The sequence below is a fragment of the Qipengyuania gaetbuli genome (assembly GCF_020171365.1).
Lineage (GTDB): Bacteria > Pseudomonadota > Alphaproteobacteria > Sphingomonadales > Sphingomonadaceae > Qipengyuania > Qipengyuania gaetbuli_B.
The window spans coordinates 1,159,316-1,184,837 of record NZ_JAIUZO010000002.1; the positions used below are offsets into that span (position 1 = coordinate 1,159,316).

General features: G+C 65.7%; 25 protein-coding genes. 17 read left to right on the forward strand and 8 right to left on the reverse strand.

The features are described 5' to 3' along the window. Positions 1-4 precede the first annotated feature (4 nt). Positions 5-454, reverse strand: coding sequence for a DUF3576 domain-containing protein (locus LCL94_RS06235; RefSeq protein WP_224831454.1), 450 nt, complete (start codon positions 452-454; stop codon positions 5-7). Between the two features lie 312 nt (positions 455-766). Between LCL94_RS06235 and LCL94_RS06240 the strand changes: the two genes are divergently transcribed. Both LCL94_RS06240 and phbB read left to right on the forward strand, forming a co-directional pair. After that, positions 767-1,522 carry a hypothetical protein gene (locus tag LCL94_RS06240; protein ID WP_224831455.1) on the forward strand — a complete coding sequence of 252 codons (756 nt, stop codon included), beginning with the start codon at positions 767-769 and terminating at the stop codon, positions 1,520-1,522. Positions 1,523-1,656: 134 nt separating this feature from the next. Further along, positions 1,657-2,382: an acetoacetyl-CoA reductase gene (gene phbB / locus LCL94_RS06245; protein ID WP_224831456.1), complete on the forward strand. Its 726-nt coding sequence runs from the start codon at positions 1,657-1,659 to the stop codon at positions 2,380-2,382. 19 nt (positions 2,383-2,401) lie between these two features. Here phbB and LCL94_RS06250 read toward each other — a convergent pair whose 3' ends face one another. Then, entirely contained in the window at positions 2,402-3,175 is a 774-nt protein-coding gene (locus LCL94_RS06250; protein ID WP_224831457.1) for a helix-turn-helix domain-containing protein, read from the reverse strand. 84 nt (positions 3,176-3,259) lie between these two features. Between LCL94_RS06250 and LCL94_RS06255 the strand changes: the two genes are divergently transcribed. Continuing rightward, the gene (locus LCL94_RS06255) at positions 3,260-3,541 is read left to right on the forward strand and encodes a ribbon-helix-helix domain-containing protein (RefSeq protein WP_224831458.1); all 282 of its coding nucleotides are present in this window, start codon (positions 3,260-3,262) and stop codon (positions 3,539-3,541) included. A 13-nt stretch (positions 3,542-3,554) separates the two neighbouring features. Here the strand turns inward: LCL94_RS06255 and LCL94_RS06260 are convergent, their stop codons facing one another. Next, entirely contained in the window at positions 3,555-3,782 is a 228-nt protein-coding gene (locus LCL94_RS06260) for a hypothetical protein (RefSeq protein ID WP_224831459.1), read from the reverse strand. A gap of 71 nt (positions 3,783-3,853) precedes the next feature. Further along, positions 3,854-5,137: a UDP-N-acetylglucosamine 1-carboxyvinyltransferase gene (gene murA / locus LCL94_RS06265; RefSeq protein ID WP_160608484.1), complete on the reverse strand. Its 1,284-nt coding sequence runs from the start codon at positions 5,135-5,137 to the stop codon at positions 3,854-3,856. A 127-nt stretch (positions 5,138-5,264) separates the two neighbouring features. On the opposite strand from murA, the gene galU reads away from it, so the two are divergent. Beyond that, entirely contained in the window at positions 5,265-6,143 is an 879-nt protein-coding gene (gene galU, locus LCL94_RS06270; RefSeq protein ID WP_224831460.1) for a UTP--glucose-1-phosphate uridylyltransferase GalU, read from the forward strand. A 76-nt stretch (positions 6,144-6,219) separates the two neighbouring features. Here the strand turns inward: galU and LCL94_RS06275 are convergent, their stop codons facing one another. Next, a complete protein-coding gene (locus LCL94_RS06275) occupies positions 6,220-7,908 on the reverse strand; it encodes a M28 family metallopeptidase (RefSeq protein ID WP_224831461.1) in 1,689 nt (562 codons plus the stop codon). A 101-nt stretch (positions 7,909-8,009) separates the two neighbouring features. On the opposite strand from LCL94_RS06275, the gene glnE reads away from it, so the two are divergent. The 10 genes from glnE (at position 8,010) to LCL94_RS13410 (ending at position 19,638) form a co-directional block, all read left to right on the forward strand. After that, positions 8,010-10,694, forward strand: coding sequence for a bifunctional [glutamate--ammonia ligase]-adenylyl-L-tyrosine phosphorylase/[glutamate--ammonia-ligase] adenylyltransferase (glnE, locus tag LCL94_RS06280; protein ID WP_224831462.1), 2,685 nt, complete (start codon positions 8,010-8,012; stop codon positions 10,692-10,694). Further along, the gene (locus LCL94_RS06285; protein ID WP_224831463.1) at positions 10,691-11,161 is read left to right on the forward strand and encodes a peroxiredoxin; all 471 of its coding nucleotides are present in this window, start codon (positions 10,691-10,693) and stop codon (positions 11,159-11,161) included. The genes glnE and LCL94_RS06285 overlap by 4 nt, the downstream gene beginning before the upstream one ends. Next, on the forward strand, positions 11,158-11,958 hold the full coding sequence (locus LCL94_RS06290) for a ferritin-like domain-containing protein (protein ID WP_224831464.1): 801 nt from the start codon (positions 11,158-11,160) through the stop codon (positions 11,956-11,958). Before LCL94_RS06285 ends, LCL94_RS06290 begins: the two co-directional genes overlap by 4 nt. Before the next feature lie 141 nt (positions 11,959-12,099). Then, complete coding sequence (locus tag LCL94_RS06295) at positions 12,100-12,789, forward strand: M23 family metallopeptidase (RefSeq protein WP_224831465.1); 690 nt, start codon at positions 12,100-12,102, stop codon at positions 12,787-12,789. A gap of 161 nt (positions 12,790-12,950) precedes the next feature. After that, complete coding sequence (locus LCL94_RS06300; protein WP_224831466.1) at positions 12,951-14,498, forward strand: acyl-CoA synthetase; 1,548 nt, start codon at positions 12,951-12,953, stop codon at positions 14,496-14,498. Between the two features lie 8 nt (positions 14,499-14,506). After that, on the forward strand, positions 14,507-15,799 hold the full coding sequence (locus LCL94_RS06305; RefSeq protein WP_224831467.1) for a cytochrome P450: 1,293 nt from the start codon (positions 14,507-14,509) through the stop codon (positions 15,797-15,799). 187 nt (positions 15,800-15,986) lie between these two features. Next, positions 15,987-16,607 carry an OB-fold-containig protein gene (locus LCL94_RS06310; RefSeq protein WP_224831468.1) on the forward strand — a complete coding sequence of 207 codons (621 nt, stop codon included), beginning with the start codon at positions 15,987-15,989 and terminating at the stop codon, positions 16,605-16,607. Positions 16,608-16,625: 18 nt separating this feature from the next. Continuing rightward, complete coding sequence (locus LCL94_RS06315) at positions 16,626-18,380, forward strand: flotillin family protein (RefSeq protein ID WP_224831469.1); 1,755 nt, start codon at positions 16,626-16,628, stop codon at positions 18,378-18,380. A gap of 90 nt (positions 18,381-18,470) precedes the next feature. Continuing rightward, positions 18,471-19,475 carry an agmatine deiminase family protein gene (locus LCL94_RS06320; protein ID WP_224831470.1) on the forward strand — a complete coding sequence of 335 codons (1,005 nt, stop codon included), beginning with the start codon at positions 18,471-18,473 and terminating at the stop codon, positions 19,473-19,475. Positions 19,476-19,509: 34 nt separating this feature from the next. Next, a complete protein-coding gene (locus LCL94_RS13410) occupies positions 19,510-19,638 on the forward strand; it encodes a hypothetical protein (protein ID WP_263611759.1) in 129 nt (42 codons plus the stop codon). Positions 19,639-19,643: 5 nt separating this feature from the next. Here LCL94_RS13410 and LCL94_RS06325 read toward each other — a convergent pair whose 3' ends face one another. The 3 genes from LCL94_RS06325 to LCL94_RS06335 all read right to left on the reverse strand — a co-directional run bounded on the left by LCL94_RS06325 (position 19,644) and on the right by LCL94_RS06335 (position 24,324). Continuing rightward, a complete protein-coding gene (locus LCL94_RS06325; protein ID WP_224831471.1) occupies positions 19,644-20,390 on the reverse strand; it encodes a sulfite exporter TauE/SafE family protein in 747 nt (248 codons plus the stop codon). Positions 20,391-20,399: 9 nt separating this feature from the next. Further along, the gene (thrS, locus tag LCL94_RS06330) at positions 20,400-22,418 is read right to left on the reverse strand and encodes a threonine--tRNA ligase (RefSeq protein WP_224831472.1); all 2,019 of its coding nucleotides are present in this window, start codon (positions 22,416-22,418) and stop codon (positions 20,400-20,402) included. A 241-nt stretch (positions 22,419-22,659) separates the two neighbouring features. Then, a complete protein-coding gene (locus LCL94_RS06335) occupies positions 22,660-24,324 on the reverse strand; it encodes an alkaline phosphatase D family protein (RefSeq protein ID WP_224831473.1) in 1,665 nt (554 codons plus the stop codon). A gap of 163 nt (positions 24,325-24,487) precedes the next feature. On the opposite strand from LCL94_RS06335, the gene LCL94_RS06340 reads away from it, so the two are divergent. Genes LCL94_RS06340 through LCL94_RS06350 form a run of 3 tightly spaced genes read left to right on the forward strand, consistent with a single transcriptional unit; the run spans position 24,488 to position 25,436 of the window. Continuing rightward, positions 24,488-24,670 carry a hypothetical protein gene (locus LCL94_RS06340; RefSeq protein ID WP_224831474.1) on the forward strand — a complete coding sequence of 61 codons (183 nt, stop codon included), beginning with the start codon at positions 24,488-24,490 and terminating at the stop codon, positions 24,668-24,670. Beyond that, positions 24,667-25,248, forward strand: coding sequence for a hypothetical protein (locus LCL94_RS06345; protein WP_224831475.1), 582 nt, complete (start codon positions 24,667-24,669; stop codon positions 25,246-25,248). The genes LCL94_RS06340 and LCL94_RS06345 overlap by 4 nt, the downstream gene beginning before the upstream one ends. Continuing rightward, the gene (locus tag LCL94_RS06350) at positions 25,245-25,436 is read left to right on the forward strand and encodes a helix-turn-helix transcriptional regulator (RefSeq protein ID WP_222555333.1); all 192 of its coding nucleotides are present in this window, start codon (positions 25,245-25,247) and stop codon (positions 25,434-25,436) included. The genes LCL94_RS06345 and LCL94_RS06350 overlap by 4 nt, the downstream gene beginning before the upstream one ends. Positions 25,437-25,522: the final 86 nt, after the last annotated feature.

Below are 25,522 nucleotides of genomic sequence, written 5' to 3' on the forward strand. Positions count from 1 at the left end.
AGAATCAGTTGGCGATCGCCTGACGGCGCAGTTCGCGGGCCTTGGTGAGGATGATGTCCTCCAGGCGCTGGACCGTGGCGGCCTGCACCGGTGCATCGACCCAGTTGCCGGCCTGGTTGACCTGGCGGCTGGCAGCGACGCGCAGGGCATCGGCGCGCAGGTCGCGGTCGAGGATGGTGACGGTCATCTTGACGCGTTCGCCCGGATTGCTCGGGTTGGCGTACCAGTCGGTGACGATCACGCCGCCGGCGCTGTCCGCCTGGAGCAGCGGAGCAAAGCTGACGGTCTCGAGCGAGGCGCGCCAGAGGTAGGAGTTCACGCCGATGGTCGACACCTGCGCTGCCGCAAGGTCCGCGCGCGGGCGTTCACCGCCGCCGCAAGCGGCCAGCGCCAGGGAGGCGACCGCAATGCCGGCGATGGCGGCGGGGCGACGGAAGCTGCGCGTGATGGTCATGAACGATCCTTGAGAGAAACTGTGTTGGTCGGCTCTATAAAGCCTGAGCGCTTGCGGGCAAGCACCGGCTTGGCCGCATAGGCACCGCCAGGCCGTGAATATGTGCTGAATTGCGGGGCTATTTGTGGAGAGGGGGCAACACCTTTCCCCCATTGCCGGCCCATGCTGTGGAAAAGCTTGGCAAGGCGCGCCTGCGAGTCCTAGTCTCTTGGGTTCACAGGCGAGTCGCACGCACGATCCGCCGTTCGGGAACGGTTAAGTCGCAGTCTGCTTCAATAGCAGGCTGACCTTGACGAAGAGGATAGAGTTCCAATGGCCGACAGGCATGACAGCAAAGGCAAGAACCGGCTCGCTCCGGTCGTGCTGACGGCTGCCGTCCTCGCGCTGGCCATTCCCGGCGCCGGCCTCGCGGTCGTCTCCGGCTCGCCAGAAGCTGCTCCCGAATCGATGGAATTCGTGCCCTTCACGCCGGCCGGCGTCGATCCGGAACTGGCCGCGCGCGTTGCGGCGGTGATCGGGGAAGACGCGCTGCGCTTCACCCCGGCCAGCAAGCCGCGCAACCTTCGCGAACGCACCGTCAATTTCGCCGTCCGCGTGGACAAGAACCTCGCCTCGTCGATTTCGGGCCGTTCGCCGCGCGACACGATCGCCAGCGTGGTCGCTGCCGACGGTGCCTCGCCGCTTGCGGCAACGCGCTACAATCTCGGCGTTGCGCGCGGTTACCAGAGCTTCACGCAGCCGACCCGCTCGGCCGCCACGGTCCCGACCGGCATTCGCGATATCGCAATGCCGGACCTTTCGACCTATCGCGGCGATGCGCAGGATGCGCCGAGCCGGTTCCAGTCGCGCATTGCGCTTGAACAGCAGGGCCGCGCAGGCGCTTCGCCGCGCACGCTCGAAGGTGCCGGCTCGCAGCAGCTCGACCTCGGCGGCTCCTACAGCCTCAGCCGCAATCTCGACGTGACGGCAGGTGTCCGCCTGTCGCAGGATCGCGACCGTCTCGCCCCGCTGACCAATGGCGTGGAAGACGACCAGGCCGTGTACGTGGGCACGCAGATCCGCTTCTGACGAGCGCCTTCGCAGGCGCTTTCCCGAACGAATACGATTGAACGGCTCCGACCAAAGGCGGATTGCCTTTACCTCGTCATATCCGCACGCCTATGCCTTGAGCGAACGCTACGGAAAGCTTGGGAGAATCGACAATGGGACGAGTTGCCATCGTAACCGGGGGCACGCGCGGCATCGGGCGCGCAATCTGCGAACGCCTGCGTGACGAACGCGGCTGTACGGTCGTCGCCAACTATGCCGGCAATGACGATGCCGCACGTCGCTTCACCGAAGAAACGGGCATCCCGACCGTCAAGTTCGACGTGGGCGATTACGAAGCCGTGCAGGAAGCCTGCAAGAAGGTCGAGGCCGAGCACGGCCCGATCGAGATCGTCGTCAACAATGCCGGCATCACCCGCGACGGCACGCTCCTGAAGATGAGCTACGAGGACTGGGACGCCGTGATGCGCACCAACCTGGGCGGCTGCTTCAACATGGCCAAGGCCACTTTCGCCGGCATGAAGGAGCGTGGCTGGGGCCGGATCATCAATATCGGTTCGATCAACGGCCAGGCAGGCCAGTACGGCCAGGTCAACTACGCCGCCGCCAAGAGCGGCATTCACGGCTTCACCAAGGCGCTGGCCCAGGAAGGCGCACGCTTCGGCATCACTGTGAATGCGATCGCCCCGGGCTACATCGACACCGACATGGTCGCCGCAGTGCCCGAACCGGTGCTGGAAAAGATCGTAGCCAAGATCCCCGTCGGCCGCCTCGGCAAGGCCAGCGAGATCGCCCGCGGGGTCAGCTTCCTGGCATCGGAACATGCCGAATTCGTCACCGGCTCGACCATGAGCATCAACGGCGGCCAGCACATGTACTGAGCCGCGGGCGAGTGCACTGCTACTCGATCTCGTAGTCCTTCACGACGAAACCCGTTCCGTCGCGCACGAGAGTGATCTTTTCGTAGGTCCCTTGCAGGCGCTCGAAATCGGTGAGGAAGCGGACGACCCATTGGTCGCGGCCGTTACTTTCGATGATGTCGATCCGGTGCGTATCGCGGCTTAGCGCCTTGCCGAACTGCTGCCGCCGTTCGGCAAGCGCGTTCCATGCGGCGAAATTCGGGTCGGTCCGATCGGAAGACTTGGCAGTCAGGTCGAATTCGTCCTTGTCTGCCACCTCCAGCATGACGAGTGCAGCGTGCTCGGCCGATTCCAGCTTCTCACGCATCGCCGGGCCCACGGGCTTCCCGGGGCTCTCTTCGGCTACAGCGGCTGGAGGGGCAATGGGCGGGGCATCTGGCGTCGGAGCCTGAAGGGCGAGCAAGGCGGCAAGGATGATGGACATTAGGGCAACTCCGATCAGTATGGTTCGAGTTTGCCTCGGACGGTCATCGCCCGAAACTGCCCCAGCATCAGCGGATGCCTCTATCGACGCATCCCCCAAATGCTTGTGTCCCAGCATTTCGGCCATGCCGCCCTCGTCTTCCAGCAGCAGCCGCGCAGCCTCCTTGCTGCTCGTGACTTCCAGCTTGCGCCGCGCACCGCGTAGGCGCTCGTTGATCGTGTGGACGGAAAGGTCGAGTTCGCGCGCGCTGGACTTGGCGTCGTGGCCGCGCAGGATGAGGCGCAGGGCCTCCTTTTCCTTGTCGGTCAGGGCGTCGAGGGTGCGCGTCATCACGCACTTACTAGGCGAGGCACCGCTGCAAGCTACCCCAAAAAATTCGTGCGGCCGCGGGCACAGTCGTTATATCAGTGACTTATGGAGACGCCCTACCACCCGCCGAAGAAGTACTCCGTCCGCATAGAAGGGCACCGGACTTCCGTAAGCCTGGAGCCGGTGTTCTGGGACCTCCTGCGCCGGGCCGCGGCGCGCAGGGGCCTTGCGGTGAACACGCTGGTCGCCAGCATCGATGCCGAGCGGATCCGCAGCGACACGCCTCCGGGGCTTGCAGGTGCCATCCGCGTCTGGCTGGCCACGCACGAATTGCAGCCGGCAAGCAAAGGGGGCGACAGGATCGCTCCTGCCGCCCCCGAAGAATGAGGTCCGTCGGGACCTAGTATTTCGCCGTGGCGTCGCTGGCCGGGAAAGTCTCGTCGAGAGCTTCGTCGGTCTTGCTCATGCGGTCGCCGACCGTTGCGGTCGATTCTGCGCCTGCGTTGCGGAACGCGCCTGCCGGCTCACCGGCTGCAAAGGCGACGCCGCCGCGGTCCTTCTGGTTCTTCTCGTAATACTTGTACCCGGCATAGCCGAGCGCGCCGAGTGCTGCGAGCTTGAGGATCATGATGCCTTCCTTTCCAATGGGTTCGTCGAAAGCTCAACGAACCGCATCCGCGAAAGGTCCGGCCCGGGTGCTCAGTCGTCGCCGACCCGTTCGATATCAGCGCCGACAAGCTGGAGCTTCTCTTCCAGCCGCTCGTAACCGCGGTCGAGGTGGTAGAGGCGGCGCACCGTCGTCTCGCCTTCGGCGGCAAGGCCGGCGATGACCAGGCTCATCGATGCGCGCAAATCGGTCGCCATGACTTCGGCGCCGGTCAGTTCGACCGGGCCGCGTACTACGGCGGTCCGCCCACTCGTCTCGATATTCGCACCCATACGCGCCAGTTCGGGCACGTGCATGAAGCGGTTCTCGAAGATGGTTTCCTTAAGCACGCTGGTGCCTTCCGCCTTGCACAGCAGGCTCATCAGCTGGGCCTGCATGTCGGTGGCAAGACCGGGGAACGGTGCGGTCGTCAGATTGTGCGCCTTGAGCGGTCCGTTGGCAGCGACATGGACACCGCCCTTCACCTGCTCGACCTCGACGCCGATGTTGCGCAGCGCGTGGATGGTCGATGCCATGTCGTCGAAATTCGCGCCTTCCAGCAGCACTTCGCCGCCGGTGATGGCCGCCGCGCAGGCATAGGAGCCGGCCTCGATACGGTCGGGCATGACGCGGTAGGTCGCACCGTGCAGCCGCTTCACGCCGTGAATGGTGAGTTCGGACGTGCCGATGCCTTCCATCTCTGCGCCCATCGCGACGAGCAGATTGCACAAATCGACGATTTCCGGCTCGCGCGCGGCGTTGATGAGCTTGCTCGTGCCCTTGGCAAGGACCGCGGCCATTACCGCGTTTTCGGTCGCACCGACCGAGACCACGGGGAAATCGTATTCGCCGCCGGGCAGACCGCCGTCGGGCGCGATGGCGCGGACATAGCCCTGCGCCAGCTCGATATGGGCTCCGAAAGCTTCGAGTGCCTTCAGGTGGAGGTCGATCGGGCGGTTGCCGATGGCGCAGCCGCCGGGCAGCGACACGGTCGCCTCGCCCATGCGGGCCAGCATCGGGCCGAGCACGAGGATCGATGCGCGCATCTTGCGCACGAGGTCATAGGGCGCGACCGTCGACGTGATGCGCGGCGCTTCCATGGTCATCACGCGGCCGAAATCTTCAGGACGGTGGCCGGCGATCGTGTGCGCCACGCCGAACTGGCCCATCAGGTGCTGGAACCCGTCGATATCGGCAAGCCGCGGCAGATTGCGCAAGGTCACCGGCTCGTCCGTGAGCAGGGCACAGGGGATGAGCGTCAGGGCGGCATTCTTCGCGCCCGAGATCGGGATCGTGCCGGAGAGGCGGTTGCCGCCGCGAATGAGAAGTTTGTCCATGGGTCCGATGCCTTTAATGCCATGTGGCGCACAGGCAAGCGTCATGCACCTGTCACCCCGCCTGCCTACTACACACATCTCCGCCAATTGTTGACCTGCCAGAGAGGCAGCCCTAACTCCCGCCGCCATGACCACGCACAAGCCGATCAAGAAAGCCGTCTTCCCCGTTGCGGGCCTCGGCACGCGCTTCCTGCCCGCCACCAAGGCGATCCCGAAGGAACTGCTCCCGATCGTCGACCGCCCGCTGATCCAGTATGCAGTGGACGAGGCGCGCGAGGCGGGGATCGAGCAGATCATCTTCGTGACCGGCCGCGGCAAGACCGCGATCGTCGAGCATTTCGACGTGGCCTACGAACTGGAATCGACCATGTCCGAACGCGGCAAGGACATGAGCGTGCTCGACCCGACCCGCGCGACGCCCGGCGACATCATCACCGTGCGCCAGCAGGTCCCGCTCGGCCTCGGCCATGCGATCTGGTGCGCCCGCGCCATCGTGGGCGACGAGCCTTTCGCGATCCTGCTGCCCGACGAACTCATGGTCGGCGAACCCGGCTGCATGAAGCAGATGGTCGAAGCCTATAACGAGGTGGGCGGGAACCTGATCTCGGTGCTCGAAGTGCCGGAAGACGAGGTGTCGAGCTACGGCGTCATCGCGCCCGGCGCACAGGTGTCCGACACGCTGACCGAAGTCACCGGCCTGGTCGAGAAGCCGAAGCGCGAGGATGCGCCCTCGAACAAGATCATCTCGGGCCGCTACATCCTGCAGCCCGAAGTCATGCGCGTGCTGGAAGACCAGGAAAAAGGCGCGGGCGGGGAAATCCAGCTGACCGACGCAATGGCGCGCATGATCGGCAACCAGCCGTTCCACGCGGTGACCTTCTCCGGTAACCGCTATGACTGCGGCAGCAAGACTGGGTTCGTCGAAGCGACGCTGGCGCTGGCGCTGGAGCGCGAAGACATGGGCGCCGAAGTGCGCGCCATTGCCGAGCGCCTGCTCGCACGCTGATCCAGCCGAAGCATAAAGAAAGGGCCGGTCCGCCGCATTGGCGAACCGGCCCTTTTCTATTGGTGCCCTGATCGGATCAGCAGCCGGTATCGGCCGATGCGCAATTCTCGTCGCGGGTGGCCTTGAACTCGTCACCCTCGTTCCAGTTCGGCCAGCTCGTGCTCATGCCGAGCATGCGGCCGATGCGGTACATCAGCTGCAAATCGGCCATCACGCCCGACCAGTCCCAGTTCGGATCGTATTCGTCCTTGGGACCGTGGTAGCGGTTCTCGCGATAATCGAGCGCGAGGGCCGCACCGGTTTCCTTGCCACCGTCGACCAGATCCTCGCCGCCGTCGATATAGAGCATCGGCACGCCGCGCTTGGCGAAGGCGAAGTGGTCGGAGCGGTAGTAATAGCCGGCTTCAGGGTTCGGGTTAGGCGTGGCGACACGACCGTCGGCGGTCAGCGCCGCTTCGAGGAACTGGTCGAGCTGCGACTTGCCCGGGCCGACCACGGTCACGTCCTTGCTGGGACCTGCAATAAGGAAGGCATCCATGTTGATGCCGCCCACCGTCTTGTCGAGCGGGAAGACCGGGTTCGCCGCGTAATAGTCGGCGCCCAGCAGGCCCGATTCCTCTGCCGTCACGGCAAGGAACACCAGCGTGCGGCGGGCAGGGCCGATCTTGGCATGCGCTTCGGCCAGCGCGACGAGCGCCGCGGTGCCGGTCGCATTGTCGACGGCGCCGTTGCAGATGTCGTCGCCGTCAGGCGCGGGCGTGCAGCGGCCAAGGTGGTCCCAGTGGGCGGTGTGGATCACGTATTCCTCGGGCGCCTCGCTGCCGGGCAGGATGCCGATGACGTTCTGCGATTCGAACTTGCGGATGTCGTTCGAAAAGCTGGTCGAGGCCTTGAGTCCCAGCGGGACCGCCTTGAAGCCCTTCTTCTTGGCATTGGCGAACAGCTTGGCCGGGTCTTGGCCAGCAGCCTTGAGGATTTCCTTGCCGATCTCGTTCTGCACCCAGCCGTTCATCTGGGTGAGCGGCGGAGCGTCCGCGCCGCGCTGGGCATAGGCCTGCGGGCCCGACCAGCTGCTTTCGACGACATTCCAGCCGTAGGATGCAGGTTCGGTGTCGTGGATGATGATCGCGCCGGCCGCGCCCTGCCTTGCGGCTTCTTCGTACTTGTAGGTCCAGCGGCCGTAATAGGTCATGGCCTTGCCGTTGAACGGCCCGTCGAGGCCTTCCGTGCCGAAGTCGGGATCGTTGACGAGGATGACCGCGGTCTTGCCGGTCATGTCCACGCCGGCATAGTCGTTCCAGCCCTTTTCGGGGGCGTTGATGCCGTAGCCGACGAAGACGAGCTCGCTATCGGCCAGCGTCGTTTTCGCATCTTCACGATAGGTCACGCCGACCCAGTCCTTGCTGTATTCGAGCGCCTTGTCGAAGCCTTTGCCCGAGATCGTCAGCGGCGCGTAATCCTTGCCGGTGATCTCGACCAGCGGGACCTTCTGGACCCATGAGCCATTGTTGCCGGGCTGCAGGCCGGCGGCCTTGAAGCGTTCGGTCAGCAGGGCGACGGTCTTCTCCTCGCCGATCGATCCGGGCATGCGGCCTTCGAATTCGTCGGAAGACAGTGCCTCGGTCACTTCCTTCATCGTCGCTTCGGAAATGTCCGCGGCGGCGATGTCGGGGATGTCGAGGCCGGTCGTGCCGGGCTCGTCGCCGCCGGCGTTGCACGCGGCAAGCAGCAGGGCTGCGGCAGCGGTCAGGCTAGTGCGTATCATGGGGGGCAACCTCTCTTGATCGTTTGCGCCGCGCTTGTTGCAGCACATGGGCCGCAAGGGCAAGCTTGCGCACACCGGCGCGCGCAGGCACACCGCGCGCCATGGCTGACGACTGGTCCGGAGCACTGGCAAGGGCGCGCGCCCACGCACCGTACCTCGCGCGCGGTCTGGAACTGTGGCCCGACCTTGCCGAACTGCTCGAACAGGGACGCGGGGACGACGCGCTGTCGCTGGCCAAGGCCGCAGGCGAGGGGATCGCGGATGCCGGCCTCGCCTTGCGACGCGAGAAGCGGGCGCTGGCGACGGCGCTGGCAATCGGCGATCTCGCCGGCGCCTTCGATCTCGACAAGGTGATGCGCGAACTCTCGCTCTTCGCCGACCGCGCCATGCACCGCGCGCTGGAGGCGGCCATCGACCGGCGGGTCGAGGGGGCTCCGGTGGACGGGATGATTGCTCTGGCCCTAGGCAAGCACGGTTCGGGCGAACTCAACTACTCCTCCGACATCGATCCCATCCTGATCTACGATCCGGAACGCCTCGCCCGGCGCGAGCGCGACGAGCCGGGCGAGGCGGCCCAGCGCTATGCCCGCGAGATGGTGCGGCTGCTGGCCGACGTGACGAGCGAGGGTTACGTCTTCCGCGTCGATCTGCGGCTGCGGCCCGCATCGGAGGTCAGCCCGCTCGCCATCCCGCTCGAGGCGGCGATCACGCATTACGAAAGCTCGGCCATCGCGTGGGAGCGGGCGGCCTTCATCCGTGCCCGGTCGTGCGCCGGCGATATCGCGGCGGGCGAGCGTTTCCTCGACCACATCCGCCCTTTCGTCTGGCGGCGCAGCCTCGATTTCGGGGCAATCGACGCGATCCGCCAGCTGACCCGCCGCATTCGCGAACAGCAGCGCGGACCCACTGCCCCTGCGCCGGGCTACAACGTCAAACTGGGCCGCGGCGGCATTCGCGAGATCGAGTTCTTCGCCCAGACCCACCAGCTAATCCACGGCGGGCGCAACCGCGAACTGCGCTGCAAGCGGACCCGCGACGCGCTCGATGCCTTGGCGGCTGCGGGCCATATCGCGGCCGAGGACGCGGCAATCCTCGGCGCTTCCTATGACGGGCTGCGCCGCATCGAGCACCGCCTGCAGATGGTCGCCGACCGCCAGACCCACTCGCTTCCCGAAGGCGAGGCGCTCGACAATGCCGCACGGCTGGACGGGTTTGCCGACGGGTCCGAATGGCTCGATCACATCGCCTCGCTCACGGCTCCCGTCGCGGCACGCTACGACGCACTGCTGGCGGAGGACGAGCGATCCGTTCCGGCCGACAGCCCGCATCTTGCGCCGGTGACCGCAGCGAAGGAACTGGACCCAGAGCTGGCCGAGCGGGTGAAGGCGTGGACCGATGGCCGCTATCCGCCGCTGCGCAGCCCCGCAGCGCTGTCCGCTTTCGAGGCGATCCGTGCGCCCTTGCTGGATTCGCTGGCTGCGGCAGACGAGCCGGACCGAGCCGTCGCCCGCTGGGAAACGCTGCTCTCGCGGCTCAGCAGCGCAGTGAACCTGTTCCGCCTGCTCGAGGCGCGGCCCGGCCTGTTCCAGCTGCTTGCCGACTGCCTCACGCTCGCCCCGCCGCTGGCCGATGCGATTGCCTTGCGGCCCGAACTGGTCGACGCCCTGATCGACCGCAGCGCACTTGACCTGCCGGGCAGCCGCGAGGAACTGGCCGAAGCGATGATGCGCGGCGAGCGCGGCGACACTTACGAAGACCGGCTCGACCGCATCCGCATCGTCACAGGCGAGACGCGTTTCGCGCTTGGCGTGCAGCTGATCGAGACGGCACACGACCCGCTCGATATCGCGCAGGCTCTCTCGCGCACGGCGGAAGCGGCACTGGATATCGCGCAGCAGGCGGCAAGCGAGGAATTCGCCGCCCGCCACGGGCATATCGCGGGAAGCGAACTGGTCGTGCTGGGTCTCGGGCGGCTCGGCGGCGGAATGCTGACCCATGCCTCCGACCTCGACGTGGTCTACCTCTTCACCGGGTCGCACGAGGGCGAATCCGATGGCGAGCGACCGCTCGGCGCGACGCTCTATTTCAACCGCCTCGCCCAGCGGGTGAGCGCCGCGCTGTCGGTGCCGACAGCCGAAGGTGCGCTCTACGAAGTCGACACGCGGCTGCGTCCCCAGGGCGCGCAGGGACCGCTCGCGGTGAGCCTCGATAGCTTCCTGCGCTACCAGGCCGAAGACGCTTGGACCTGGGAGCATATGGCGCTGACCCGCTCACGCGCGCTGACCGGCAGCGAGACGGCGCGGACGCAGATCGAGGAGGGCCTGCGCAAAGTGCTCTGCCGCAAGCGCAATCCGGACACGCTGAAGCAAGACCTGCTCAAGATGCGCAACGAAATGGCGGCGCACAAACCGCCGCGCGGCCCGCTCGACGCCAAGCTGCTGCGCGGCGGGCTGGTGGACCTCGAATTCGTCGTCCACTTCCTGCAATTGCGCGACGGCATCGCGCTCACCCCGCGCCTCGATGACGCCATTGCGCAGCTGGCGGCGCGCGACCTGCTGCCTGCAAGCCTTGGCGACGCGCACGACTTGATGACGCGGCTGCTGGTGGGTACGCGCCTGCTCGCCCCCGACCTCGCCGTCCCGGCAGGCCCGCAGGGCGCGATCCTCGCTCGCATCTGCCGCTGCGAGGATTTTGCGGCGCTGCGCCGGGCGTTCGACGATGCGCGGGCGGCAGTGGCACAGGCATGGACGGCCCATCTGGGCGAGACACTGGAGATGGACGAATGAGCACTTACGACGTCGGCGACGCTTTTCCCGATTTCAGCATGGAAACGCCCGATGGCGGCACAGTGACCAAGGGCGACCTATCCGGCTTGAAAGCGGTCGTCTTCTTCTATCCCAAGGACAATACGCCGGGCTGCACGACCGAGGCCAAGGACTTCAGCGCGCTCAAGGGCGAATTCGACAAGGCGGGCGTCCGCCTGCTTGGCGTCAGCAAGGATTCGCCCAAGAAGCACCAGAATTTCATCGCCAAGCACACTCTCACGGTCGACCTTGCGACCGATGCGGAGGAAGGCGGCCTGTCGGACGAACTCGGCGTGTGGACGGAAAAGCAGATGTACGGGAAGACCTACATGGGCATGGTCCGCTCAACCTTTTTGCTGGCGGGTGACGGGACCATCCTGCGCATCTGGCCCAAGGTGAAGGTCAAGGGTCACGCCGAGGAAGTGCTCGAGGCGGCAAGGGGCGCATGACGTCACGGCGGCAATCGGTTGCGGCCGCCATCCGTGCCGCGCTGCTGACCGGGGACAAGACAAGCAAGGTTTTCGCTGCAAGGCAGGTGGCGCGCAACTGGCGGCTAGGCAGGCTGGAGGCGGTCTTCGACTGCCCCATGCCCGATCGCCCCGCCTGGCCGGACGATCTGGTGCTGGCCGCCCCGGGCCAGATGCCCAAGCGCGGCAAGGGCGGGTCAGAGCGCGGGCGAATCGCCTTGTGGCACGCGCTGGCCCATATCGAATTCGTCGCCATCGACCTCGCGCTCGACATGGCCGGGCGGTTCGGCGAATCGATGGGCGAGGAGTTCGTCTCCGACTTCCTCGCGGTCGCCGCGGACGAGGCGATGCATTTCGCCTTGCTCGAGCGCAAGCTCGCGACGCTCGGTTCCTATTACGGGGCACTGCCCGCGCATGACGGCTTGTGGAGCGCCGCGCAGGACACGGCGCATGACGTCGCTGCGCGGCTCGCGATCGTGCCCATGGTACTGGAAGCGCGCGGTCTCGACGTCACGCCAGCCACGCTCGAGCGGGTGCGTGCGCAAGGGGACGAGAACGGGGCGCGAATCCTCAAACGAATCCTTGACGACGAAATCCGCCACGTCGCCTACGGCGCCAAGCACTTTCGGGCCCTTTGCAAGGCACGCGGAGAGAACCCGCCAGAATCATGGCAGAAACTCGTCCGGACGCATTTTTCGGGAGGGCTTAAGCCACCATTCAACGACTCGGCGCGTTCGACAGCCGGTCTGTCGCGGGACTTCTACGCGACTATTGCTTAGTTAACCTTTCCGCCGATAACCCAAACTCACGAGATGCCGGGGGGTTCCGGCGGAACTGAAAAACACGGTCGGCAGGGCACGGGACGCCCACTGGTCGAAAGCAAAACGGCCCCACAAAGGGGCCGACAGGACGGGTTAGCAATGATTTCCAAGCGCAGCACGATTGCAGTGACGATGCTTGCCGCAGGCATGAGCATCGCAGCCGCTCCGGCTCACGCGGAAACCAATGCGGCAGCAGCCGCGGTCGGCGCCATCGACGTGTCGAAGGTTACTGCCGAAAACGCAGGCGAAGCGGACGAACAGTTCACCGAACTTTTCGCCAAGTGGGAAAATCCGGGCCAGGCCTCGCTCCTGACCGCCGGTCCGAAGGTTTCGGTCCCCTCGCGCATGCCCCTCGAAAATACCCGCCTGACCAGCGATTACGGCATGCGCACGCATCCGGTTCTCGGTCGCCGCATGGGCCACAAGGGCGTCGACCTTGCCGCCCCGACCGGCACGCCGATCTATGCCACCGCCGACGGCGTGGTCTCGAAGGCAGAGAAATTCTCCAGCTACGGCAACTTCGTCTCGATCGAGCACGGCGCCCGCATCCAGACGCGCTATGCCCACATGTCGCGCATTGCGGTTGCCGATGGCGCCCGCGTCAAGAAGGGCGACATCATCGGTTACGTCGGTTCGACCGGCCGTTCGACCGGTCCGCACCTGCACTATGAAGTCCGCATCGACGGCAGCGCCGTCAACCCGGTTCCCTACATGGTCGAATCGTCCGCCCAGCAGGCCTTCGCGCTTGCCATCGGCGAAGGCGGCCAGGGCGGCGCAGACGAAAATTGAGGCGATAACGCCAGGGGCTTCGCGCCCTTCGGGTTCGCAGGAAGAGGCGCCGGTTCATTCCGGCGCCTTTTTTCTTGCCCGTGCGCGCCATGCAGGTAGGTTTCCTTCCGCAACCGGATGAGTCCGCCAACAGGACCGACGGCGAGGAGAGAGAAACAGGCATGCATCCAATCACGCACGCGCAGGCGCGACCCGACCATCCCGCGATCATCATGGCCGGTTCCGGCAAGATGGTCAGCTATGGCGAGATGGATGCCTACGCCAACCGCTTCGCCCAGCTGATGCGGGCGCGCGGGCTCAATCGCGGCGATCACGTCGCGATCCTGATGGAAAACAATGCCGAATACCTGCAGCTGGTCTGGGGCGCACAGCGCTGCGGCATCATGATGGTGCCGATCTCCACCCGCCTGACCGCACCCGAGATCTGCTACATCCTCGATGATGCGGGTGCGAAGCTGCTGATCACCACCCACGCCTTCGACGAAGTGATGCAGGACATCCGGCGCGAGTGCGCGGGCGTCCCCGTCCTGCTGGTCGGCGGTTCGGGCGAAGAGAGCCTCGAAGATGCACTTGCCGCCCAGCCGGCAGAGCCGATCGCGGACCCGCTGCCGGGCCAGTACATGCTTTATTCCAGCGGCACGACCGGGCGGCCCAAGGGCATCCGCCCCGCTCCGCCGGACGATGACGACGTGCTGGCCGTGACGCCGCTTGTGGGGCTGGCCGTCATGGGCGTTGGCTGGCCGACCGACGGGAGCATGATCTACCTCTCGCCCGCCCCGCTCTACCATGCGGCCCCGCTTGGCTGGTGCACAACCGCGCACCGGCTCGGCGCGACGATCGTGGTCATGGAGAAGTTCGGTCCGGAAACCGCGCTGGCCGCGATCGAGAAATACAAGGTCACCGACAGCCAGTGGGTCCCGACCCACTTCGTGCGCATGCTCAAGCTCGATCCCTCCATCCGCACGAAATACGACCTGTCGAGCCACCAGCGCGCCATCCACGCGGCCGCACCCTGCCCGGTACCGGTCAAGCGCGAGATGATCGAATGGTGGGGCCCGATTATCGTCGAATATTACGCCGGCTCCGAAGGCATCGGCATGACGCTGATCAAGAGCGAGGACTGGCTGGCCCACCCCGGCTCGGTCGGTCGTGCGATCCACGGCGTGCTGCACGTCTGCGATGCTGACGGGAACGAGGTGCCGGCCGGCACCGACGGCCTGCTCTATTTCGAAAACGACAAGATCCCGACCTATCACAACGATCCGGAGAAGACCCGCGATGCCATGCACCCGAAGGGCTGGATGACGCTGGGCGATATCGGCCACGTCGACGGGGACGGCTTCCTCTACCTCACCGACCGCAAGAGCCACATGATCATCTCGGGCGGGGTGAACATCTACCCGCAGGAGATCGAGAACCTCCTTGTCACGCACGAGAAGGTGATGGACGCCGCCGTGATCGGCGCGCCTTGTCCGGACTTCGGGGAGAAGGTCGTCGCGGTGGTGCAGCCGATGGACATGGGTGAAGCCGGCGAAGCGCTCGAGGCCGAGCTGCGCGATTTCCTCAGCCCCCAGCTTGCCAAGATCAAGATGCCCAAGCTGTTCGACTTCCGCGCGCAATTGCCGCGCGAGGCCAATGGCAAGCTCTACAAGCGCGAACTGCGCGACGAATACCAGAAGAAGGCCGAAGCAGAGACGGAGCAGGCGTGATGGCAACCATGGAGAGACCGACACTCGACCGCGAGACCGCTCGCGAAGTCGTGGACCCGGCAAGCTACGCCGCATGGGACCCGCTGCTCGACACCTTCGACCGGCTGCGCGAGGAGAACCCCGTCGCCTGGATCGAGCCGGGCGAGGAATATGCCCACCCGCCCTTCTGGCTGGTCACGCGCTATGACGACGTGATGCGCATGTCGAAGGACAATGCGACCTTCCTCAACAATCCGCACACGGTCGTCTTCAGCCTGACCGAGGGGATCGAATTCGCCAAGGCGATGACCGGCGGCAGCGAGCATCTCGTCGCCAGCCTCGTCACCTTCGACGGGCCGATCCACATGAAGTACCGCAAGCTGACGCAGGAATGGTTCATGCCCAAGAACCTGCGATCGGTGGAGGACGAGATCCGCGAAATCGCCACCGCCGCGGTGGACCGCCTGCTTGCCGAAGGCGAGGAGGTCGATTTCGTGAAGGCGGTCAGCGCGCCCTATCCGCTGCACGTCGTAATGCAGATCATGGGCGTGCCCGAGGAAGACGAGCCGCGCATGCTGATGCTCACCCAGCAGCTGTTCGGCGGGCAGGACGACGATCTCAACCAGTCCGGCATCAAGGATCTGCCGCCCGAAGCGATCACCCAGCTGGTCGCGGGCGCTGTGGCCGATTTCGAAGCCTATTTCGCCAAACTTACCGCCGAACGGCGCGCCAACCCGACCGGCGATGTCGCCAGTACCATCGCCAATGCGGTGATCGACGGCGAGCCGCTCAACGACCGCGACATGATGGGCTATTACATCATCCTCGCCGCCGCCGGGCACGATACGACGAGCGCCAGCACGGCAGGTGCGATGCTCGCCCTGGCGAAGGACCCGGAGCAATGGGCGAAGGTGAAGGCCGACCGCTCGCTGCTCGGCGGGATCGTCGAGGAAGCGATCCGCTGGACCACGCCGGTGCAGCACTTCATGCGCACCGCTGCCGAGGATACCGAGGTCGGCGGGCAGCAGATCGCCAAGGGCGACTGGCTGATGATGAACTACGTCGCCGCCAATCACGACCCTGCCGTGTTCGACAACCCGCGCAAGTTCGATGCCGCCCGCAGCCCCAACCGCCACCTTGCCTTCGGGGCGGGCGCGCACCAATGCCTCGGCCTACACCTTGCGCGGCTTGAGATGCGCATCCTGTTCGAGACCCTGCTCGACCGGATCGACAGCGTCGAACTGGCGGGCGAGCCGAAGCGGGCGAAATCGACCTTCGTCGGCGGGCTCAAGACACTGCCGCTCCGCCTCAAGGCAAGCTGAAGTCACGAACGTCCGAATTGAAGACAAACGTCCGCGATTGCGGGAGAAATCGTACTATCGATTTCCGATTTTCCTACCCAAACACCCCCCGTTCTGCTAACTGATTGGCATGGATAAAACAGTAGGACGATGGGCTTTCGGCTCCGGCTGAGAGCGCGGCGCACTGCGCATTTGAGGGGAGGGAATCATGACATTGCTGGAACCCTATAACGCGCCTTTCGCGATAGCCTTGCTGTTGATGGTAGCGCTGCTGGTGATCCAGGTGCTGGGCGTGCTCGATATCGACTTGGATATCGACACCGATGGCGATGGAGCCATCGGCGCGGGACCTGTCGACGGGCTGCTGACGCTGCTCGGCCTCGGCCGGGTGCCGTTGACCGTGTGGCTGGTCGTGTTCCTGTTCCTCTTCGCGGCCCTCGGCCTGGGGATACAGGAGCTTGGATCAAGCTTCACCGGCAATCCGCTCGATGCGTGGCTGGCCGGTGTCCTCGCCGGCGCAGCCGCATTGCCGGTGACCTCGATCATCGCGAGGCCCCTGGGTCGGATCCTGCCGCAGGACGAAACCAGTGCGGTGGGCATCGACACGCTGGTGGGCCGACGCGCAAGCATCACCGAAGGTATCGCAAGGGCAGGCTCGCCCGCCCGCGCCCGGGTGAAAGACGTGCATGGGCAATCGCATTACGTGATGGTCGAACCGCACGAGAGCGCATCCGAATTCCACGCCGGCGACGAGGTCCTCCTCGTCCGCCGCGAGGACAACACATTCTACGGCACAGCGCTGGCCGAACGCCGCCTGTCGCCTGCTTGAAATCGAGAAGGAGAAGAAATGGACATTCTTTCCAACACACTGGTCCTGATCGTGGCCGGCATCGTCGCCGTGCTCACGCTGGGACTGTTCCTGGCCAAACTCTATCGCCGCGCATCGAAGGAAGTCGCCTTCGTGCGAACCGGTGTCGGCGGCGAGAAGGTCGTGATGAATGGCGGCGCGCTGGTGCTGCCGGTCTTCCACGAAACCATGCCGGTCAACATGAACACGCTGGTGCTCTCGGTCGTCCGCCGCGACGGCGAGGCGCTGATCACGCTCGACCGCCTGCGGATCGACGTGAAGGCGGAGTTCTACGTCCGCGTGAAGCCCGATAGCGAAGCCATTGCCATGGCCGCGCAGACCCTCGGCCAGCGCACGATGCAGCCGGAAATGCTGAAGGACCTCGTCGAAGGCAAGTTCGTCGACGCGCTGCGCAGCGTGGCTGCCGGCATGACGATGAACGAGTTGCACGAACAGCGGGCGGATTTCGTCCAGAAGGTGCAGCAGGTGTCGTCGAACGACCTCGCCATGAACGGCCTGGAGCTTGAATCGGTCTCGCTGACCGGTCTCGACCAGACCAGCATCGAGCACTTCAACGCCAACAACGCCTTCGACGCCGAAGGTCTCACCAAGCTGACCGAGCAGATCGAGGCGCGCAAGAAACTGCGCAACGACATCGAACAGGACACGCGCGTGCAGATGGAGACGAAGAACCTCGAGGCGGACGCCCGCAGCTTCGAAATCGGGCGCGACAAGGAATATGCCCGCCTCCAGCAGGAGCGCGAGGTGGAAATCCGCCGCGCCGCGCAGTCTTCGGAAATCGCGCGCGAACAGGCCGAGCGCCAGCGCGAAGCCGACGCCGCGCGGATCGAGGCGAAGAAGCAGGTCGACGCCCAGCAGATCGAGGCCGACCGTCTCGTCGAGGAAGCGCGTATCGACCAGCAGCGCGCCCTCGAAATCGCCCGGCAGGAACAGCAGATCGCGGTCCAGAACAAGAGCCGCGAGGAAAGCCAGGCCAAGGCCGAAGCTGACGAGGCCCGTGCCAAGGCGGTCGCTGCCGAGGAACAGGTCGCAACCAGCCGCGAGACCGAAATCGCCGAGCGTCAGAAGCGCATCGAGCTGATCGAGGCCTCGAAGCAGGCAGAGCGTGACGCGATCAAGATCCGCGTCGATGCCGAAGCCGAAAAGGATGCGGCCTCCAACCGCGCCGAAGCCATCCGCCGCGAAGCGGAAGGCGAGGCCGAAGCCGAGAAGCTGCGGGCCGAAGCTGCCCGCGTGCGCTTCGAAGTCGAGGCTGCCGGTCAGCGGGCGATCAACGAGGCGGCGAACATTCTGTCGTCCGACCAGATCAGCCTGCAGACCAAGATGGCGCTGCTCAAGGTCCTGCCGGAACTGGTCCGCGAAAGCGCCAAGCCGATGGAAGCGATCGAGAGCATCAAGATCGTCCAGGTCGACGGCCTCACCAATGGCGGCGGCAAGTCGTCGGGCGGTGCGGCTTCGGCCGGCGGCTCGGGCAACCTCGCGACCGACGCGGTCAGCGCAGCGCTCGCCTACCGGGCGCAGGCGCCGGTGCTCGACGGGCTGATGAAGGAACTGGGCCTCGACGGCTCGAGCCTCAACAGCCTGGTCAAGGGTCCGGCCGAGCAGACCGCAGGGTTCGTGGTCGAGGACAAGGCCGAAAAGGCCCCTAAGGACGAGGCTTCGGCAAAGCCCGAGAAAAAGGCCTTGCCTGCTAACGGCAAGCCGAAGGGCGAAAGCAAGCCTGCCGACGCCTGAGGCCGACAATGGCAATTATGGAAAGGGGGGCGCAAACGCGTCCCCCTTTTTCGTTGCGCAGGGGGGAGACTTGGGCCTAACCGCGCGGCCATGACCGACGCTTCTTCTTGGATTATGCCGCCCGAATGGGCTGCGCAGGACTGGCTCTGGATCGGCTTCCCGCACGATGCGGACGAATGGCCCGAGGTGCTGCCGCGCGCGCAGGAACAGATCGCCGCCTTCGCCAGCGCAGTTGCCGAAAGCGGGCAGGAAGTGCGGCTCTTGGTGCGCGACGATGCCAACGAGGCGCGTGCGCGGTCGCTCGTGACTGGCGGCGTCAAGCTGGAGCGGCGCGCCTATGGCGATGTCTGGCTGCGCGATACCGGTCCGCTGGTGGTTGCCAATGCCGCGGGCGAGCGGGCCGCGCGGCGTTTCGGTTTCAACGGCTGGGGCGGCAAGTACCTTATGGAAGGCGACCAGACCATCGGCGCCGAACTGGCGCGCGACGAAGGCCTGGCACTCGATACGGCGGACTGGATTCTCGAAGGGGGCGCAGTGGACGGCGACGGCACCGGCCTCGTCGCAACGACCGAGCAATGCCTGCTCAACCCCAATCGCAACCCCCATTTGTCCCGCGAAGAGCTCGAACAACGGCTCGCGCGCGATCTCGGCTTTACCCGCGTGCTGTGGCTGGGAGACGGGCTGGTCAACGACCACACCGACGGCCATGTCGACAACCTCGCGCGCTTCGTTGCGCCCAATACGCTGGTGATCCCGCGGGCTACGGGAAGCGGCGACCCCAATGCGGAAATCTATGCCGATGCCAAGCGGCGAGCAGAGGCAGCGGGGGTCGAGGTGCGCGAAATCCCTTCGCCCGGTCTGGTGACCAGCGGCGACCATGTCGAGCCGGCAAGCTACGTCAATTTCGCCATCACCAGCCATCTCGTGGTCGTGCCGACATTCGGCAGCCCGCATGACGAGGAAGGCGTCTCTGCCATCGCCGACCTGTTCCCCGACCGGGCCACCATCGGCCTGCCGGGCGACGCCGTGCTGGCAGGTGGCGGCAGCTTCCACTGCGCCAGCCAGCAGATGCCCTCGGCAGGGCGGAAGCCTTAACACTTCGTTAGGGTTTGCAGGCGAGAATGGCCGCATGGCCAAGGCTATCGCTCTTGCACGCACGCATGTTCCGTCGATCCCGGCGGCCGAAATGGTGCGCATGGCTGTCGTGAGCGGCTGCGGGTTCGCACTGGCCCTCGCCGGACCGGCCCTGCCTTTCTAAGCGACCTAGGCGAACGCCTTCCACAAGGCGCCCACGGCGGCTGCGCCCAGCACCACGCCCACGCAGATCCGCCAGGTGCGGTCCTCGATCCTGCCCGACGCCCGGTTGCCAAGCCAATTGCCCAGCAACACCGCCGGGAACAGCACCAACGCGAACAGCGCCAGCTTCCAGTCGAGCACGCCGATTGCACTGCCGCTGACAAGGCCCGTGGTCGATGCGCAGGTGAAGATCAGCAGCATGGATGCCTTGGCCGTCTCGCGCGGAATGTCGCGCCCCACGTAATAGGGCACGACCGGCGGCCCCGGCATCCCGGCATACCCCGTCATCAATCCGCTCAGCACTCCGACACTGGCCGTGGTGGCGGGGTGATGGTCCAGCGCGCCGCGACGCGGCAAAAGCACGGCGACGAAGGCGGACAAGGCGATGAAGGCAATCACCACGCGGGCGAGCGCGGGCGTGGTGATGCTGAGCAGGTAGAGGCCCACCGGCGTCGTCACCGCGACCAGCGCGATAATCGCCCAAGCCGATTTCTCCGCCTCGCGCAGCAGCCTGCGGATTTCGGAAAGCCCGATGAAGACCGAGAGGAAATTGGTCAGCAGGACGGCATGGACAGGTGACAGTGCCAGCGCGAGGATAGGCACGATCAGGATCGCCATGCCAAAGCCCGTGAGGCCGCGCACGAAGGCGGAGCCGAATGCGGCCAGGAGCGCGGCGGTAATCGCCGCCGGTCCATACCCCGCGAGCAGTTCCATCGGTTTCGCTCAGCCTTCGCGCAGGTCCGGCGGGGTCGCGTCGTCCTTCAGCATCGCGATCGCCTCGTCGAGGCTCATCACCTTCTGGTGCTGCTGGCCGAGCGTACGCACTGCGACAGTGCCTTCTTCCGCCTCGCGCATGCCGACGACCAGCAGGTGCGGGACCTTGGCATGGCTGTGCTCGCGCACCTTGTAGTTGATCTTCTCGTTGCGCAGGTCGCTTTCGACGCGGATGCCTGCCGCCTTGAGCTTCTCGACTGCTTCCTTCGCATAGCCGTCCGCATCGGACACGATGGTCGCGACGACGGCCTGGACCGGCGCAAGCCAGGTCGGCAGGCGACCGGCGAAGTGTTCGATCAGAATGCCGATGAAGCGTTCGTAGGACCCGAAGATCGCGCGGTGCAGCATGACCGGGCGGTGCTTCTCGCCGTCCTCGCCGACATAGGTCGCATCGAGACGGTCGGGTAGCACGCGGTCGCCCTGGATCGTGCCGACCTGCCAGGTGCGGCCGATGGCATCGGTGAGGTGCCATTCAAGCTTGGGCGCGTAGAAGGCGCCTTCGCCGGTCAGTTCTTCCCACCCGTATTCCTCGTTCGCCATGCCGGCTTCGGCCACGGCATCGCGCAGTTCCTGCTCGGCCTTGTCCCAGTCCGCCTCGCTGCCGAAGCGCTTTTCGGGGCGCAGGGCGAGCTTGACGTGATAGCTGAAGCCGAAGTCCCGATAGACTTCGTCGGCCAGCCTGCAGAAGGCGCGGACTTCCTCGACGACCTGGCTCTCGGTGCAGAAGATATGCGCATCGTCCTGCGTGAACTGGCGCACGCGCATCAGGCCGTGAAGCGCGCCGTGCGGTTCGTTGCGGTGGCAGCAGCCCATTTCGCCCAGCCGGATCGGCAGGTCGCGATAGGAGGTGATGCCCTGCTTGAACACGAGCACGTGCGCCGGGCAGTTCATCGGCTTGATCGCCATCCATTCAGCGTCGTCGGCGACCTTGGGCGAGGCGGCGGTTTCGCCGTCATCACCCACTTCGGGCACGATGTCGGGGACCGCGAACATGTTCTCGGCATATTTCCCCCAGTGGCCCGACTGGGTCCACTGTCGCACGTCCATCAGCTGCGGCGTCTTGATCTCGCGATAGCCCGCGCCGTCCATCTTGCGGCGCATGTAAGCTTCGAGCTCGCGCCAGATGCGGTAGCCCTTGGGATGCCAGAAGACGCTGCCATGCGCCTCTTCTTGGAGATGGAAAAGGTCCATCTCGCGGCCGAGCTTGCGGTGGTCGCGCTTGGCGGCTTCCTCGAGGCGCGTCAGGTGCGCATTGAGCTGCTTCTTGTTGAGCCAGCCGGTGCCGTAGATGCGCGTGAGCTGCGCGTTCTTCTGGTCGCCGCGCCAATAGGCCCCTGCGACACGCATCAGCTTGAAGGCATCGGGGTCGAGCTTGCCGGTCGACGCAAGGTGCGGGCCGCGGCACATGTCGAGCCAGTCTTCGCCCGACCAGTAGACCGTCAGTTCCTCGTTCTCGGGGAGTTCCTTCGCCCATTCAGCCTTGAAGACCTCGCCCTCGGCCTCCCACTTCGCGATCAGCTGTTCGCGGCTCCACACTTCGCGGCGCAGCGGCTTGTCCGCGCGGATGATGCGGCGCATTTCCTCTTCGATCGCGGGCAGGTCGTCCATGCTGAACGGCTCGCGCGTGGCGGGGGCCTTCACGTCGTAATAGAAGCCGTCGTCGGTCGCCGGGCCGAAAGTGATCTGCGTGCCCGGGAAGAGCGACTGGACCGCTTCGGCAAGGACGTGCGCGAAATCGTGCCGTGCGAGTTCGAGCGCGTCTTCCTCGTCGCGGGTAGTCACCAGCGCCAGCTCGGCATCGCCTTCGAAGGGGCGATTGATGTCGCGCAGTTCGCCGTCGACGCGCGCGGCGATGGCGGCCTTGGCAAGGCCCGGGCCGATCGCTGCAGCCACATCGGCAGGCGTGGAGCCTTCCGGCATCTCGCGTACCGAACCGTCGGGCAGGCTGATCTTGAGCAGTTCCGTCATGTCACTCGTATTTCCGTCTCGTTTGGGCGCGCCCTGCCACAATGGAGCGCGCACCGGAAGGGCGGTGTCGCTGGTATATCGCGATTTCGGGAAGCTGACACCCTGCCGCCCGAAACCGGGCGGCGGGAAGCCGCGGATCAGACCGCGACCGACCGCCCCCGGAAGCCCGGGGTGGTGGTAGTGGTCGTCGTGATGCGCGTATGCGTCATGCCGGACGAGATAGCGCCGAAAGGTTAAGAACTCAACCGGGCTGCAAGGCCCGCTGGCCCGCAAGCGCCGTCACGCGGTGAGTGCCGACGACACCGGCGCCCTTGTCGCGCACGCCTGCAAGGAATCGGAATTCGCTGGTAGCGCTCGACGGGGTCAGTTCCACGGCCATGTAGCCGCGTCGCGATGCGTCCATCCACTTGAGCTCGGGATTCCGCTCGACCAGCGCGCCGGCAATGTCGGCAGGCTTCAGCTGCGGCAGGAAATTCTCGAACCCGGGCGAGGTCACCGACTGGCCGCCGAATTCCACGCCGACCCGTTCGCCTCCATGCGTCAGGTCGAAGGCCCAGGCATTGTGCGTGTCGCCTGCAAGGCTGACGAGATTGGCCCCGGCCGCCAGCGATGCCTCGTAGAGACGCTCGCGCGCGGCGGGATAGCCGTCCCAGGCGTCCATGTTGATCGGCAGGCCTGCGCGCGATGCGAGCGCCCCGGCGACGACCCTTCGCTGCACGAAATCGGGCAGGCCCGCAGGCAGGTTGTCGGTCAGCGATGTGGCCGAGGAGGACTTGCCGAGCAGCACCTGCTGGACCAGCACCTGCCAGGCCTTGCCGCCCTTGGCCGAACGCATCAGCCCGTCGGCCAGCCAGTCCTGCTGCTCCGCCCCGAGCACCTCGCGCGCGGGATCGCGGTAACGCTCCTCACGAAAGGCAGTGAGCGCGGCGATGCCCTGTTCGGGCGACGTCGTCCCGCGCAGCAGCATGCCGTAATCGAACTGCTGCGAGCGCGCGGTGAGGCGGGTCTCCAGCCGGAACAGCGTGGCAAGATCGCCGATCTCGTAGGCTGCCCACGGCTCGTCCGAAACCGGCATCCATTCGCGATAGGCCCGCATGGCGGCGGCCTTGCGAACGCTCCACTCGCCCTCGGTCTCGCTCTGGTGGTTCTGTGCACCGCCTTCCCAGCTGTCGTTGCTGCTTTCGTGATCATCCCAGCCCGAAATCATCGGGTAGACCTGGTGCAGGCGGCGCAGGTCCGGATCGCTGCGATACTGGGCATAGCGCGCGCGGTAGTCGTTCAGCAGGACGATCTCGGACTGCGGGTCGAGCGGGGCACGGGCGGCCAGCCATTCGGCTTCCGACGGGTAAGTGCCCTGCCCGTATTCGTAGAAATAGTCGCCGAGGTGCAGCGCGCAGTCGAACTCGTTGGCATCGGCTGCGTGGGCATAGGCATTGAACCAGCCGAAGCCGATGTTCGAGCAGGAGAACACGGCCATTCGCCAGCGTGCGGTCGGCCCTTCGGGAAGGGTACGCGTGCGACCGATGTCGGACACCGAGCCGTCGGGCGCGATGAAACGATAATAGTACCATTTGCCCGACCGCAGCCCGTCGGCCCAGGACTTGGCGCAGCAATCCGTGTCGGGGCTCGCGATGGCGCTGCCTTCCGCCACCGGATCGGCGAAATCCTGCGTCTCGGCGACCTGGAATTCGAGCGCCATGACCTCGTCAGCAACATAGCGCGTCCACAGCATGACCTTGTCGACGCCCGGTTCCCCACTCGCCACACCGTGGGTGAACCCGCGCGCGCCCGACGCTGCCGATAGCGGAGCCGCCAGAAGGCCCGCCCCCAGCGCGCCGCTCTTCAGCAGCGTGCGCCGGTCAAGCGGCGCAATCGGGGCGGATGCAGGCGGTTCGGTCTTGAACATGTGGCGTCTCTCCTCGTCGTTCCATTGCCTGCGCTGCGCGACAGGCTCGTGACAAGCGTAAATCGCGGGGACGGAAAGCAACCGCTCCATTTTGGAAAGTGTGCTTGACAACATGCGAGACATATGACAAACACGCTTTACACAAGTTCAAGGAGGCTTGACGATGACCCGTATGATTGTTGCCATCGGCCTTTCGGCCACCACGGTACTCCTGGCGATCGGCGCGACGCAGGGCCTCGTCCCTGCGGCGCTGGCCGAGACGGCCGTGATCACCCTGCCCGCGCTTGCGGTGGTGACGATGCGCCCGGCCAGGGCCTGCAACCCGCTGAAGGCGTTCGGGGCATGAGCGCGCAGGAAACCGCGCGCAGCGGGCGCTCGCCCGGCTTCTGGGCGGGCCTCTATCTCACCGCCGTCGCGATGATCGGTGCGCTCAAGATCGCCGATGCCATCAACGGGCCGACCGGCTTCATCCTGATGGCCGCGTCCTGCGGATTACTGATCCCAATGGTCCGCGCGCAGAACCGCGGCGATTGCAGCAGCGCTGCCACGATGGCCTACAACAAGCGCGTGATCGCCAGCAGCTTCGGCTACGTCCTGGGCCTCGGCCTCGCGATTACCGTGTGGCGCAATTACGAGCTGTCCGCGCCGGCGGTGTTCGCGATCTCGCTCCTCCCGGTGCTGCCGACCTTCGGCATCGTCTGGGCCCTGGCGCGCTACCTTTCCGACGAGACCGACGAATACCTGCGCCACCGCACGATCATGGCATCGATCCACGGCCTCGGCCTGGTGCTGTCGGTCGGCATCCTGTGGGGATTTCTCGAAATGTTCGAACTGGTGCCGCATGTCTGGGCCTGGTGGGTCCTGCCCGCCTGGGCAATCGGAACCGGCCTGTCCAACCTGTGGCAGAAGGTGCGGGGAGAATGAAGAACCGCCTCAAGGTCCTGCGCGCCGAGCGCAACTGGAGCCAGCAGGACCTCGCCGACCGGCTCGAGGTGAGCCGCCAGTCCGTCAACGCCATCGAGACGGGCCGGTACGATCCTTCACTGCCGCTCGCATTCCGCATTGCAGATGTTTTCGAGACACAAATCGAAGAGATATTCCTGCGCGACTGAGCGGCGCGCTTGACTTGCAACCCCTCGCCCTGAAGAACCGCCGATGGATGGGAGTCCATTCGGATTTATAGGGCGGGGGGTCGCTA